The organism is Aureibaculum luteum, assembly GCF_003449015.1.
Classification (GTDB): Bacteria; Bacteroidota; Bacteroidia; order Flavobacteriales; family Flavobacteriaceae; genus Aureibaculum; species Aureibaculum luteum.
Genome location: NZ_QRGD01000004.1, coordinates 289,257 through 304,490, shown reverse-complemented (window position 1 = coordinate 304,490; position 15,234 = coordinate 289,257). Strand labels below are relative to the sequence as shown.

7 protein-coding genes and 1 pseudogene are annotated in these 15,234 nt (G+C 32.8%); 4 read left to right on the top strand and 4 right to left on the bottom strand.

The annotated features are described in order from the left end of the window. Positions 1 to 36: 36 nt before the first annotated feature. The 4 genes from D3P13_RS11940 to D3P13_RS11925 form a co-directional block, all read right to left on the bottom strand. Positions 37 to 1,656 (bottom strand): NADH-ubiquinone oxidoreductase-F iron-sulfur binding region domain-containing protein, encoded by a 1,620-nt coding sequence (locus D3P13_RS11940; RefSeq protein WP_117882686.1) that lies wholly within the window; start codon positions 1,654 to 1,656, stop codon positions 37 to 39. 61 nt (positions 1,657 to 1,717) lie between these two features. Then, the gene (locus D3P13_RS11935; protein ID WP_117882684.1) at positions 1,718 to 2,896 is read right to left on the bottom strand and encodes a THUMP-like domain-containing protein; all 1,179 of its coding nucleotides are present in this window, start codon (positions 2,894 to 2,896) and stop codon (positions 1,718 to 1,720) included. Between the two features lie 43 nt (positions 2,897 to 2,939). Further along, positions 2,940 to 4,022 carry an AI-2E family transporter gene (locus tag D3P13_RS11930; protein WP_117882682.1) on the bottom strand — a complete coding sequence of 361 codons (1,083 nt, stop codon included), beginning with the start codon at positions 4,020 to 4,022 and terminating at the stop codon, positions 2,940 to 2,942. A gap of 93 nt (positions 4,023 to 4,115) precedes the next feature. Next, complete coding sequence (locus D3P13_RS11925; protein ID WP_117882680.1) at positions 4,116 to 5,138, bottom strand: TlpA family protein disulfide reductase; 1,023 nt, start codon at positions 5,136 to 5,138, stop codon at positions 4,116 to 4,118. Positions 5,139 to 5,288: 150 nt separating this feature from the next. On the opposite strand from D3P13_RS11925, the gene hutH reads away from it, so the two are divergent. The 4 genes and pseudogenes from hutH to D3P13_RS11905 form a co-directional block, all read left to right on the top strand. Beyond that, positions 5,289 to 6,803: a histidine ammonia-lyase gene (gene hutH, locus D3P13_RS11920; protein WP_117882678.1), complete on the top strand. Its 1,515-nt coding sequence runs from the start codon at positions 5,289 to 5,291 to the stop codon at positions 6,801 to 6,803. Positions 6,804 to 7,135: 332 nt separating this feature from the next. Then, entirely contained in the window at positions 7,136 to 12,142 is a 5,007-nt protein-coding gene (locus D3P13_RS11915; RefSeq protein ID WP_117882676.1) for a S8 family serine peptidase, read from the top strand. A gap of 23 nt (positions 12,143 to 12,165) precedes the next feature. Continuing rightward, positions 12,166 to 14,145 (top strand): adenylate/guanylate cyclase domain-containing protein, encoded by a 1,980-nt coding sequence (locus D3P13_RS11910; protein ID WP_232829177.1) that lies wholly within the window; start codon positions 12,166 to 12,168, stop codon positions 14,143 to 14,145. Between the two features lie 410 nt (positions 14,146 to 14,555). Then, positions 14,556 to 15,016: pseudogene (locus D3P13_RS11905) on the top strand (aromatic amino acid lyase); the annotation flags it as partial. Between the last annotated feature and the right edge of the window lie 218 nt (positions 15,017 to 15,234).

The following is a 15,234-nucleotide window of genomic DNA, read 5'->3' as shown; positions in this document are numbered from 1 at the left end:
GGCCTGAAAAGGCTAATAGAATGTCGGTATTACAATTTATGCAAAATACTCCTTTAACTCTTCCTCAAAATATTGTAAGGCATTTTTAATAGGTAATGGAACGCCGCCACCTAAGGCACATAAAGAACCTATTTCTAAAGTTTCAATCAGGTCATCAAATAATTGCCTGTCTATTTTGTAATTTTCGTTTTGAGCTTTTTTAAGCATTTCGTAACCACGATGAGAACCAATTCTGCATGGATAACACTTACCACAAGATTCATCAGCGGTAAATTCCAGTAAATGTTCTATAAATTTTATCATTGGAAATTGTTCAGGAATGGAAACTACACTTGCATGACCAAGTAAAAAGCCCTGTGAGGTAAATGACTCAAAATCTAAGGATAAGTCCGCTATTTTATGAATTGGGATAATTCCTCCTAAAGGCCCACCAATTTGAACGGCTTTTATATCAGATTTAAAACCGTGTCCGTATTCCTCAAATACTGTTTTTAAAGAAGTTCCCATCTCAATTTCATACATACCAGGACGATTAAAAAAACCATCTAAAGAAACTAATTTTGTACCTGTTGATTTTTCAATACCCAATTGTGAATAGGCGGTACCACCATTTTGTAATATCCAATGAATATTTGCAAAAGTTTCTACATTACTTAATACAGTTGGTTTGCCATAAAGTCCGTATTGAGCGGGATAAGGTGGACGCACCCTTACTTCAGGGCGTAAGCCTTCGATTGAACTTAATAATGCAGTTTCTTCACCACATACATAAGCACCTTGACCTCTTATGATCTTAAATCTAAAGTTATGAAGTAAGTTTAATTTTTCTAATTCTTTAATCGCTTTTTTTACCTTTCTTATAGAATTAGGATACTCACCACGGATATAAAGTACCCCGGTATCAGCACCAACGGTTATGCCCGCCATCATCATACCAAATAAAACTTTATGTGGCTGATGTTCCATTAGATACATATCAGAATAAGCTCCAGGGTCTCCTTCGTCAGCATTGCATACAATGTACTTTTGTTCCGATTCCTCCATGGAAACGGTATCTAATTTGAAAAAAAATGGAAAACCAGCCCCACCACGCCCACGTAAATGGGAAGTTTTTAGCTCATTAATTACTTTATCAGAATCGTTTTTAAAATCTTCTATTAAACTATAGAACTCAGTGATATTTTTAACTTTTGACGTTAAAATAGGTGTGGAATTATGATCTATATGGTATTGGTTTTCTAATGATTGTTTATTTGTAATTATATCTTGTAATGCTTCAATGGAATTTTCAGAATACGTTTTATCATCATATAAAAATGCATTATTCTTATGACAATGGCCAAGACATGGTACATGCCCTATTTTTTCTTCACTTACAATAGTCTTCAATTTTTTTGTTAAGCTGTCTTGTGTGCCAGCAACCATACATGCAGTTCCGTTACAGACGTGAATGGTTTTATTCTGGTTTTCAGGTTTTAAAAAATCATAAAAGGAAGCAGTACCTAAAACGACAGAGTCATCAACCATAAAACGTTCCGCTAATTGATGAAATTCTTCTTGGTTAGCTGGTTTTTTAGCTAATGTCGATATATTTTCAAAAAGATTATCGTCTAATTCTTTTCGATAAGATAGTGATCTTATATTTTTATTTGCCATTTTCGTTTGAGGTTAACAGCACTAAAATACAAAATATTGGTTCATTAAAAAAGTACGAACTTTAAACTTTATGAGTTATTAACACAATGAGATTCTCTTTATTATCTGTTGTGAAAAATAAATAGTGATTTCCGCCATCTTTTAATTTTGTTTTATTTCGAATTTTCACCACTGTTTCTGGGAAATTTCTTGTGGTAATATTTGCATTTGTTTCCTTAAAAACGTTTTTTAATTCTTTAAGGTTGTAGGGAATCTTATTGATGATTTTAAAGCGGCGTCCAGGAAATTTAATTAAATCTTCTGAAGTGTATAAGTGGCTGTTAATATTTAATTTAAATACAGTTAATTGATGTGAAACTTCATTAAATAGGCCAGCCTTTAAAATTGGGGAGTTAGGTTCGTAAAGGTAAGTGAGCGGTTCAGAAAGTTCAGCAGGAGGAGTGTTTTTTACCCAACTAGCGTCAAAGTATTCAATAGTGTCTTTTTTACTATTTATAGTCTTTATTTTAATCTCATTTTTGAATCCTTTCTCCAGTATAAACAATACTTCTTTTACCTCATTTTGAATAGCAATGACATGGATTTCCTTTACAAAATCTAATTCTGATAAGGCCGATGTTATATCTAACATAGGCGATACTTTGATCATTATATTGGCACTATACTCAAAGAGGTTGTTTAGATGTTCCGGAACATTTGGTTCACAGTCTTCCAATAAAAATACTTTGCCTTTTACATTATGCCTGCGAGAAGGGTCAATATAAATCCAATCAAATTGTTGTTTGTTTTCCTTTAAATAAGAGATTCCATCTTTATTAATTAACTGGATGTTATTCGTATCAAGTGCTTTGTAATTATGGGTTGCTATGGCAGAAAGTTCTTGATTTATTTCACAATGAACTACTTTTTTGAATCGATATGAAAAAGCAAATACATCAACACCAAAACCACCTGTTAGGTCAATTATTGACTCCCCTTTTAAAAGACTCGATTTATAATTTGCCGTAATTTCAGATGAGGTTTGTTCAATATTTAATTTATTAGGGTAATAAATGTTCTCTGTATTGAACCAAGTAGGTAATTTATGTTGAGCTTTCTTTTTTGCTTCAATTTGGGTTGCCAATTCTTGAATAGAAATAGTTTCAAACGGACTTCCTTTGAAGATAAGTTTGGTGATATCAGCATTTAAATTTTGATTAATAAATGTCTGTGATTTGGTATTTAAAATAGCAGAATTCAAAAATAACGGTTATTTTTTTCTTTGGTTATACTTGGGCAAGGAGCTATATATCCTTAGTTAACGATTTTACAATTTTATTATCAGATAAGAATTCTTTAAGAATTACCTTAATAGCTGTGTAACCCGGTACGGCAACAATCATGCCCATTACACCAAACAACAATCCACCAATAATAATCACTAAAAATATTTCTAAAGGATGAGCCTTTGTGGCTTCTGAAAAGATCTTAGGTTGGCTAAAAAAGTTATCTACCATTTGAGCAATAAAATATCCAATCATTACATAAATAGTAGTAGGTAGAATTTCAGTTCTAAAATCTAAGGTAACATCACTATTCATGGTTAAAATGGCCATTAAAACACCTGCAATTAAAGGTCCAATGTAAGGTATCAGGTTTAAAAGTGCACATAGAAATGCAATTACAATTGCGTTTTCAATACCAAAGATCACTAATATGATCGTGTATAAAATAAAAAGAATAAGTATTTGTAATAATAAACCTAAAAAATAACGAGATAGTAAGTCTTTTATCTTTTCAATTGATTTTTGGAAACGACTTTCTTTGCCTTTAGGCACTAAAGTTAATAGTCCTTTATTTAGAATACGACTGTCTTTCATTAAAAAAAAGGTAATAAACAATACGGAAAATAAACCGACGCTGATACTGCCAACTGTACTTACTACAGTATTTAGTAAATAAGGAACAGCTTTAAAGTTTTTAAAAATATCAGCACTTTCTAGTTGTTCAAAAATATTGATACCTATTTCTGAAAAATAAGTATTTACTTGAACTAAAAGCTGTTCAATAGTGGATTCTAAATTGTCTAATTTTAATAAGGAGAGGTTTTCACCTTGTTGATTAATTAGTGGAATAAACATAGAAATTAATCCGAAAATTAATCCCATAAATAAAATCATCGTTACAATGACCGCCAGCGTATTGGGGAATTTTAACCTTTTTCTTAAAAAAAATATAACAGGTCTAGCGATTAACGATAAAACAGCAGCTATAATAATGTATACGATAACAGATTGTATCATATATAAAAAATAGAGTAGGAGAGCAACACCTAATACTACTGCGATGGCTCTTAAAATACCGTTAGCTATAATTTTTGAATTCATAGGGTAAAGATAGTTAAATAATGATATTGGAAATCAAAAAAAAACCTCAAAGTAGTTTACTTTGAGGTTTTTTAATTCTGTATTTTTAAGTGCTTATATTTCTAATTCAGCAAATAATGTTCTTAACGCTGGGTCAGATGGTCTTGGAGCATTGTTATCTACAATGTTGCCATCAGGTCCTATAAGAATAAATCTTGGAATACCTGTAATACCATAACCTTTAACAAATTCTGATTCCCACTCTTTATCAGCCATAATTTGTGTTCCAGTAAGGTTTTTATCAGCTACCATTTTTTTCCACTTCTCTTGATCTGCCATTTTATCAATAGACAAACTAATAATGGCCAAATTTTTATTTTCAAAATCGCCATGTAGTGTTTTTAAAGAAGGTATTTCTTGAATACAAGGTCCACACCAAGTTGCCCATACATCAACATATACATATTTACCTTTAAAATCTTCTAGAGCTACTAATTTACCTTTTGTGTTAGGGTAACTAAAAGTTGGTGAAGGTTTGCCTTTTGCAATTGGTGCAAAAATAACATGTTGAGCGTCATAGTTTGAACTTAAGTATTCCATAAAACGCTTATTACCTTCTGTTTCTTGAGCAGTAAAAGTAGAGTCTAAATCTGAAGCATTATTTAAAAGGGTTTCCATCTTCGAAGATAAAGCACTTACTTTTTTGTCGAATTGAGATTTATCTAATTCAAAAAAGCTTGAAGGGTTACTTAAACTGTATTCATCTTCCAACTTCATTTTAGAAGCCATATATTTATTAGTTCCGGCACCCAGTCCTGAAAATTCAGCTGTATTTAGAAGATCTTCAGAATCAAAGTTTAAATTTAAATTATCGCCATTTTTTATGCTAATAATCGTTCGGGCATTACCGTGAACTAACATGAAAAAATCTTCGCTTACTTTTAATGTGTCAGAAAAAGTACCATCATCACTCACTTTAATACTTTTATTGAAATTTCTGCTGCTAATAGTGATTAAAGAGTCTTGTACATTTGTAACTTTTCCTGATAATTTGGCATAATCTTTAGATACCATTTCTTCTTTTTTACAAGAAATCATAACGATTAATAATACCAATACCGTTGCTATTTTATTCATTTTATCTGTTTTTTTGCATTTAAGTCGCGAAAATACTATTTTCCATACAATTAAACCTTAAAATTTAGTTAAGACAATCAATTTTTAGTAATTAGAATAATCTAATTTAGTGTCGTTTATTTCTTTACTTTTGAGTAATCAATTAATAAAATGACAGAAACCCACAGCATAAGCAGTAAGTACTTAAGTTTATCAATAATCGATACGATTATAAATACAAATATGATGTTAGTTTTATCAGATGAGTCTGTAGAAAAAATTAACAAATGTAGATTGTATTTAGATGAAAAGTTAGCCAAAAATAAAAACCCTATCTATGGTATTAATACTGGTTTTGGAGCCTTGTATAATGTTAAGATTTCTAAAAAGAATTTAACAATTCTTCAAGAGAATTTAGTAATGTCACATGCCTGTGGAACGGGTGAAAAGGTACCTAAACCTATTGTTAAATTAATGTTGTTTTTAAAAATTCAATCGTTAAGCTATGGCTATTCAGGTGTCCAGTTGGTAACGGTAAATAGGTTGCTTGATTTTTATAATAATGACATACTTCCAGTAATTTACACTCAGGGTTCTTTAGGTGCTTCGGGCGATTTGGCTCCATTGGCTCACATGGCTTTGCCTTTAATAGGTAAGGGGGAAGTAACTTATAAAGGTAAATTATTTACCGGGGAAGAAATCTTATCTAAATTTGGATGGGATAATATAGAGTTACAAGCAAAAGAGGGATTGGCATTACTTAATGGTACCCAGTTTATGAGTGCTTATGGAGTCTCCATCTTGTTAAAAAGTTATAAACTGTCTTATTTGGCAGACGTTATTGGAGCCCTTTCCTTAGATGCTTTTGATGGCAGAATAGAACCTTTCAATACTTTAATTCACATCATAAGACCACATAATGGTCAATTAAAAACGGCAGAAAAAATTAAGGAATTTTTAGAAGATAGTGAAATTATAAATCAAAAGAAAAAGCATGTTCAAGATCCCTATTCATTTAGGTGTATGCCGCAGGTTCATGGAGCCAGTAAAGACACTTTAAATTTTGTGAAAAAGACAATAGAAACAGAGATTAATTCGGTTACTGACAATCCTAATATTTTTGTAGCATCAGATGCTATAATATCTGGAGGTAATTTTCATGGTCAACCTTTGGCACTGGGTTTAGATTTTCTCGGTATTGCTCTTTCAGAATTAGGGAATATTTCAGAACGTAGAACTTTTCAACTAGTATCTGGTTTACGTGGTTTGCCTGCATTTTTAGTGTCTAATCCCGGATTAAATTCAGGACTTATGATTCCGCAATATACTGCAGCAAGTATAGTAAGTCAGAATAAACAATTGGCAACACCAGCTTCGGTAGATTCAATAGTTTCTAGTAACGGGCAAGAAGACCATGTGAGTATGGGAGCTAATGCTGCTACAAAAACCAAAAGAATAGTAGATAATTTAGAAACAATATTAGCAATTGAATTATTAAATGCATCGCAAGCTATGGAATTTCGAAGGCCCTTAAAAACTTCTGAATTTTTAGAATCTTTTTTAAGTATGTATCGAATGGATGTGCATTTTATAAAAGAAGATTGTGTGTTACACGACTTTATATCAAAAAGTATTGCTTTTATTGAGAATTTAAATGTGGATAATAAAGAATTATTTGATGCCTAATTATATCATTACTTACAGACTCACTTTGCATTAATTAGATAGTGTATTATACAAATTGGTGTTAATCAAGTTTTATCAATCATTTTCATAACTTTTTAGACTGCAAATTTCCACTATTTTCAAATGAATTGAGATATCATAAAGAGTATTATTACTTACAAAATAATACCTCGATAAATAAAATCCATCCTTTGGTAATGGAAAAGGGGCACTCGTCCTTGGTTATTATGATGGTTTAATAAAAGTGCGTAATTTGATATTCTATAACCCCTCTTGCAGTAGTTTATTTCTAGAATGATAAGCAAAATGCAATTAGACAAGCCTCACCTGCTATGAAAAATTACTACGCTATGCGTCCATCAAAAGTTTCTTTTTTCGGATTAGTCAACCTTAAAGTCACCAATATAAAAAAGAAAATTCTATTATTGGTTATTGCAATATCTTTAGTAAGTGTTACTAACGCTCAAGTCATCGATATAATAGGTATGGGTACTTATGGTAATCCTAATTCTAATCTAAATTTAACAGCTATTGATAATATTGATCATGTTAATGTTGCCTCCATTTATAAGGGGGCAGGTGGAATTCCCGCAGCTTCAACAGTATTATTTAATGATTCTAACGAAGGACCTTCTTCAACTTGGAATGGAGCTTCATCAATCGTTCAAAAGGGCTATCCATCACAAAGTATTGGTTATTTTTCATCAATTTTTAATTCTGCTGATGTTGGTGGTATAGACATGATTAGTACAGATACTGAAAGAGTTCATTCTTTTTATGCCCATATTTTTAGAAACATTCCCAATGCTACCTATAAGAGTTTTATCAGTCCAGAAGTTGTATTCTTTTATCACAATGGTGCTGATGACCCTTATGTTTTTAATATTCCAATTGAAACGGCTGTTGCAACCCGTAATGTAACCATAAAGATTCCGATAACGGAATTGGATGCAGGAAATCGAAATGCAATTATAGATATTACCGCGGGATCAATCGTTAAACATATTGAAGAAACAACCTATAATTTAGGAAATTCATTCTTTTTGGGTGAGTACGTTTTAGAGGATGTTCCTGGAAATATTGATAATATATCAATTAGTATATATTCTCCAGACCCTAATGCTGGCGAAGAAAATGGAGATTCGTTTTTAGTAAGTTGTATAGTTGCCGATGTTGATATTGTTGATGAACCGATTGAACTCGAGGTGTGTGTTAAAGATCTTGGAAATGACCTTTTTAGTGCCACTTTTGGCTACTATAATCCCAATGAAGTTGCAATTACTCTTGACGAGGGTAGTAGTTTAATAAACCACAATACAGGTAGTAGTACTTCTTATGAGCAAAATGGCATTCTAAGCTTTGAACCTGGCACTGTAGAAAATGTTTTTAGTAGGCAATTCATGAGGGGTGAAGATGTTGAATGGACAGTGCAAAGCTCAGGTGGACAAAGTAGGACTGCACAAGCTTCACAAAGCAGTAATCTATGTTCGGTTGAAAAGGCGGGTGTAATCTTCCCTTTATATGATCAAGGCGATGGAAAAACAGAGGTTGTTCTAGGCCTGGATCTTAATGCTTTGGCTGCAGGAAATGCTGGTACTATACCGTCACCATTGATATATCAAATCAAGGCCAACAAAGTATTGGTAGAAGTGATTCCAAAAGTTGGGCAATTACAAGCAGTTTTAAACCTGCTTCAATCCGATTACGCTCTAACATATAATACAAATCCTAATTTAACTGACTTTATCATTTCTCCTGCTCAAATTGTTAATGAAGGTATTTCAACTATTGATGTATATTTCCCTATAAACAGGTTACTTGAACTTAATTTACCTCCCGCTTCACAAATCATAAACTTTGTTAGGGTATTGAGCCCAAATGTTAATAATACAGGAATTGTAACTTCACAAGGTGATGAGGCTCAAAAAACTAATCTAGTTCGCGATTCGTATAGAGTTATCAGAAATGGTAAGGTTGCCGCTGTTGATGGAACGGGTATAAAAATTGGAGTGTTATCTGACAGTTATAACACCCAACCTTTTATTGGAAAGTCAAAGGCTGAGGTAGATGTTGAAAATGGTGACTTACCGGGGCTTTTGAACCCGAACGGATATTTGAGTGAGGTTGAAGTTTTAAAAGAATTCCCTTTTGGTGATGGGTTTGATGAAGGAAGGGCTATGTTGCAGATTATACATGATGTTGCACCAGGGGCCGAACTTGCCTTTCATACAGGAGTGGTATCGCCAAGGGATTTTGAACTCGGTATAAAAGCTTTACAAGATGTGGGTTGTACTGTGATTGTTGATGATATTACCTTTCCAGCTGAACCCTTTTTTGACCAAGGAAAAATTGCACAGGCAATACAGGGTTTTACGAGTATACCCGGGAATTCTTATATTACTTCTGCGGGTAATTTTTCAGATAAAGGATATCAAAGTACGTTCAATGCTTCAACAAATGTTCCTCAAACGAATTTTCTTCCTGAAGACAGTTTTCAAAAAGTACATGTATTTGGTTCTAACCCTGATGGGTCTCAAGATATAATTCAAAAAATCTCTGTAGTTACAGGCGTTTATATGCTTGTACTGCAATGGGATGAAGACCTTGCTTCACAAGAAAATAGTTCAGGGGCTACTGATGACCTCGATTTTTATTTGGTCGATGAAGAGGGGCGTCTGATTGTAGGGAATAACAGAGTTAATGATCTGGGAGACCCAACTGAAATAATGTTTTTTCAGGCTACCGGAACTGGCGAGGCCAATATTATGATCACCAACGCAAGTACCAATCCAAGTCCGAACTTACCCTTTAGAATCATAGCATTCAGATCTACCGGATTAGAATTTTTAGAATATGCCGGTGCACCTACAGTAAGTGGCCATGCAATGACTCCTGATGCTATTACGGTAGGAGCGGTTGATTACCGAGAGACTCAAAATCCCGAATCCCAGTTTTTTTCTTCAAAGGCAGGTAATTTATCTAACCAAAGTTCCACTGAGGTTGATCTTTCAGCACCAGACGGAGTAAATACCAATGTTAGTTCAATTGGACAAGATATTGATGATGACGGATTTACTAATTTTTTCGGGACTTCAGCGGCTGCTCCACATGTAGCAGGAGCTATGGCCTTACTGCAATCAGCGAAAGCTTCTTGGTATCCAGATGGCCTTCCTATTTCTGATTTAGATTTATTTAAGCAATCAGCAGTAATATTCGGGCAGGTTGAACAGGCTGGTGCAGGTTTAATTGATGCCAATAATGCATTCAAGCAAATAGCAACACAAACTGCCAAACTAATAGAGCTAGTACCTGAAGAAGGGAAAGTACCAAGTGCAGATTCCTTAGAAGTTACTATTGTTGGGAAGTTCTTTCCGAAATCTCAAACCATAAGTGTCGAAGGCGAAGATGTACCTTCCTTCAAGGTTTTATTTAATGGGGTTGAGATTGAAGCTGTACTTGTTAGCGAGTCTGAAATTACTGCAAATTTAGAGCCCTTTGTTGGCAACCCTCCATTAATCGTAACGACAACTGGTATTAGCCCTGGAGGTAGCGATGGAGGCGATTCTGACCCAATCTTCTTTTTTGATGGTAAAATTGCCCTTAATGTAATAGCAGACGATGTTGATGTGCTTTTTGGCGATGACATAGAAATGAGCTTTTCAGTAGAAGGCCTTGAAGATGGAGTAACCTTTGAATCGCTTGGTCTACCACCAATTGTATTTACAAGTCCAGCTGTTTTTCCTTTTCCGGATGTAAATAATTATATTATTACACCTGATTTTGAAACCCCTTTGACCGACGATCAGCTTGAATTATTTCAGATAAATTTTATTGACGGCATTTTGGCTGTTTCAAAACGAGACCTCCTTATTACACCTGAAGATGGTACTTACACATATGGTGAGCCCATTACCGTCAGTTTAAAATATGAATATAATCCTAATGGTATTTCAGATAGTACTCTATTTTTAGCAGCCATTGAAAATGCACATCAAACTGACTTCTATCCAGACAATACACTGGCATTGATTAATAAATTTCAAGCCTTGGTCAATGATTATGATATTTTAAATTTATTAAATGGAGGTAGTTGGATGTCTTCTGAACGGACCATTCAAAATCGTTTCCAAGCTCTGGTAAATGATATGAATGTTATAAATTTAGATATTGAGCACTTTACAGATTATATAGATGCTAGTAATGACGGAACAACCAATCATTTTCAGGCATTATTAAATAAATTCCAGGCACTAGTAAATGCAGAAGATTTGTTTGCTGGTTTAGTTGATTTAGGGATACCAAACAAGTTTCAAGCATTAGTCAATTCTAGCAATTTAGGAGGAGAAGATAATCTCAATGATTACACTTCAACTTTTGTTATTGTTGATGCAGAAGATGCCCCGACAGGTATTGAAGACCGTACAATTTCTAAATTTTATTCTATGAATTTAATTACTGGGTTAGGGGTAACAACAGATGAGAGCCACTATATTTTTCCAGGTGCTTTTCTAGCTCCTATAGCTGCTAATTTTAACAATTTCTATGACGCTGGAAGAATTACCATTAACCCAGCAACTCTGAACGCAAGCATAAGTGATATCAGCATTGATAAAGACAAGCCTGTTGATTTTTCTGTTATTCAGACCGAATTAAGCGGTTTTGTATTTGACGAGACAATAGAAACGGTTTTCCCTGACGGAATTCCTTATGTCTTAATTAACGCCAGTGGCAAGGAGTATGAAATTGGTGATGTTGGAGAGTTCAGTATTAAGATTGCCAACCCTCAAAATTATACTATTGAATACGGTGTTGAAGCGAAATTAACAATTAATGAGCCGGTCGTATATGAATATTGTAATGATCACCATCATAACCATGCTCACAATAATCAAGGCCATCACAGTCACAGTCATCATGGAAGTCATTGTAATGAATATAATGATGATGAACATCAGAGGGTAGTGATTTGTCATAAAGGTAAAACAAAATGTATACCAATAAGTGCAGTACAGGCTCACTTAAATCATGGGGATAGTTTAGGCCACTGTGATAGTGAGAATGATTATGATGACCACGATGATGCAACAAACTATGAAGAAGATGGTAAGTTTAAACTGTTCCCTAATCCAGTGCAAACTACCTTAACCATAGAGAATAAGAAATCTAAAAAATGCGAAATATTTATTTATGATGTTTATGGTAATTTGTACAAGTATAAGAAACTAAAACAGAATAAAAATGAAATAAAAGTTGACATGAGGTCTTACCCCGACGGAATTTATATAGTGAGAATTATCCTCAAAAATGGTGTAAGTACCTATAATATAATTAAAAACTAGATTTTTAAAATATGATTAGGAAGATGTTAAATAGAAGTGTTGTAATAGGACTGGTTTGCTTCATCTCAATGCATGCCTTAGGTCAAACAAGTATAATTGACAGCTTAAAACAAATTGTCGACTCTTCAAAAAAGGATACTAGTCTTGTCAAAAACCTCAATGCCCTGAGTATTGAGGTTTTGAACAATGAAGATATTGCAGGTTCTTTGGTCTTTTCAAAACAGGCCAATGAATTAGCAGATCAATTGGGTTTTTTGAAAGGTAAGGCCTATGCACAAAAAAGTATAGGTTTGGCTGAATATTACCAGGGAAATTATTTACAGGTTTTAGATAATTGGACAGAATCTTTAAAAATTTTTGAAAATATTAAAGATACACTGGGAATCGCCAATATGGTAAATAATCTGGGAGCCGTTTTTTATAGTCAAGGGGTTTATGATAAAGCATTAGATTATTATTTAAGATCCTTGAATATTTCTGAAGACTTAAAAGATACACTAAGGATAACCACTGCCCTTGTTAATATTGGAGGAGCTTACAGTGACGGTGTAAAAAATTATGATAAAGCCTTAAATTATTATAATCAATTAAAACCTTATTTAACACCATTAAATAACGATGAAGTAACAACCACCTACCTCATGGGAGTTGGTGAGATTTATTTTAAACAAGGAGATTATGAAAAATCTCTTAATTTTTATTTAGAAGCCCTCACTTTAAATAATACATCTTATCAGAAAAACCAATTAAATCTATTGTTAGGACAAGTTCAGTTTAAAAGAGGAAATAATGAATTGGCAATAGCCTATTTAAATGAAGCCTATGAATCTTCTTTAGGTGATAATCAGCAACTTCAAGTTTTACTATCTTTAATCGCTTTTGGTGATGTTTATCAACAAATTGATTTTTCAAAAGCAATAACTTATTATAAAGACGCTGAATTTTTAGCTAAACAAATAGAAGCACCCGATTTATTAAGAGATATTTATAAAGGTATGTCAAAGTCATATATAGCTAACAATGATTTTAAAAATGCTTATCTATATCAATCTCAATTTCTTGTGCTTAAAGATTCTGTATTTAACTTAGAAACAGATGATAAAATTAGGGGTTTACAGTTTGATTTTGATATGGAAAAGAAAGAGGATCAGATTGGACTATTGGAAAAAGAGGCAGAGATTTCATCATTAAATGAGAAAAGACAAAAAATTGTGAAGTATATCTCATTTATTATTGCTGGACTGATATTTCTCCTTGCATTGGGGCTATACCGACGAAATAAATTTATACAAAAGACGAAGAAGATTATTGAAGAAGAAAAAAATAGATCAGATAAGCTATTATTGAATATTTTGCCTGAGGAAACGGCCATAGAATTAAAAGAGAAAGGAAAAGTTCAAGCCAAACAATTTAATTCAGTAACTGTACTGTTTACAGATTTTAAGGGTTTTACTCAATATTCAGAACATTTATCTCCTGAGGCATTGGTTGAAACGATTGGATTTTACTTTTCAAAATTTGATGAGATTGTTAAAAGTTATGGTTTAGAAAAAATCAAGACCATTGGAGATGCCTATATGTGTGCTGGTGGTTTACCATTTCCAACAGTAGATCATGCACAAAAGATGATAAGGGCTGCTTTTGATATTGCTGAATTTGTAGCACAGACTAAAAAAAATGAAGAGGCCGCTGAAAAAATTTTTGATATCAGGATTGGAATCAATACAGGTCCAGTAGTGGCGGGAGTAGTAGGTAGTACAAAATTTGCTTACGATATTTGGGGTGATACCGTAAATGTAGCCTCACGAATGGAGTCAATGGGCGAGCCAGGAAGAATTAACATTTCTGAGAATACATATAACTTGATAAAAGATGATTTTGTCTGTAAATACCGAGGCGAAATTGAAGCTAAAAATAGAGGGAAATTAAAAATGTATTTTGTTAATGGGATAAAAGAAAAGGTGATTTCAGAAGTTACTACCGAAAGTGTAATTGATGTTTAAAATTATTTAACTAAAGAATAATTTTTAAATGGTTTATCCTATGAGAAAATTATAATTAAAACATTTTTTATGAAACATTATCCAAATAATTTTTGGAATTATTAGAGCGGCTTTAAAAATTAATTCGTGGCTCCGAACTAAAATCAGGTCTGATATTGTTTTTCCAAAATTAAATTCTAGGCTTATTTTTTGACAGATAAGATACACTACAAGTTACCTTTGAAAAAAATGTTGTATTCATAATTTTAATGAGTCTTTGGTTAATGAGTACTGTGATTTCAATCTATTTTTCCATTAATTTTTTTAGACTAAGGTTAAAGTTTAAATATAACAAAAATGTGGTTTTTTTCGAGATGCTTCTAGAGCCTATAGCAGTATAGGAGAATGTGCAAAGGCATTATTAAATGTATATTTCAGAACGTAGAACTTTTCAACTAGTATCTGGTTTACGTGGTTTGCCTGCATTTTTAGTGTCTAATCCCGGATTAAATTCAGGACTTATGATTCCGCAATATACTGCAGCAAGTATAGTAAGTCAGAATAAACAATTGGCAACACCAGCTTCTGTAGATTCAATAGTTTCTAGTAACGGGCAAGAAGACCGAGTGAGTATGGGAGCTAATGCTGCTACAAAACCAAAAGAATAGTAGATAATTTAGAAACAATATTAGCAATTGAATTATTAAATGCATCGCAAGCTATGGAATTTCGAAGGCCCTTAAAAACTTCTGAATTTTTAGAATCTTTTTTAAGTATGTATAGAATGGATGTGCATTTTATAAAAGAAGATTGTGTGTTACACAACTTTATATCAAAAAGTATTGCTTTTATGGAGAATTTAAATGTGGATAATAAAGAATTATTTGGTTAGAGGACCAATATAATATAAATTAACCTGGTTCAATCAGGTATAATTATTCTGACTAATTGCAATTATCTTAAAGTTAAGATATTAAACATTACATAACTTGTGGTTATCGTTTTTAAAATAAAAGAAGCCCACAAATAAGTAGAAAATAGTAGTTTTCTACAAATGTTATGTGGGCTATTATTGTTATTGAATATAATCTCAGCTCTTATTAATAAAAA

Excerpts from the sequence above, each read along its gene's own strand:
- D3P13_RS11940 (WP_117882686.1), bottom strand. The coding sequence starts at position 1,656 with ATGGCAAATAAAAATATAAGATCACTATCTTATCGAAAAGAATTAGAC.
- D3P13_RS11930 (WP_117882682.1), bottom strand. The coding sequence starts at position 4,022 with ATGAATTCAAAAATTATAGCTAACGGTATTTTAAGAGCCATCGCAGTA.
- D3P13_RS11925 (WP_117882680.1), bottom strand. The coding sequence starts at position 5,138 with ATGAATAAAATAGCAACGGTATTGGTATTATTAATCGTTATGATTTCT.
- hutH (WP_117882678.1), top strand. The coding sequence starts at position 5,289 with ATGACAGAAACCCACAGCATAAGCAGTAAGTACTTAAGTTTATCAATA.
- D3P13_RS11915 (WP_117882676.1), top strand. The coding sequence starts at position 7,136 with ATGAAAAATTACTACGCTATGCGTCCATCAAAAGTTTCTTTTTTCGGA.
- D3P13_RS11910 (WP_232829177.1), top strand. The coding sequence starts at position 12,166 with ATGTTAAATAGAAGTGTTGTAATAGGACTGGTTTGCTTCATCTCAATG.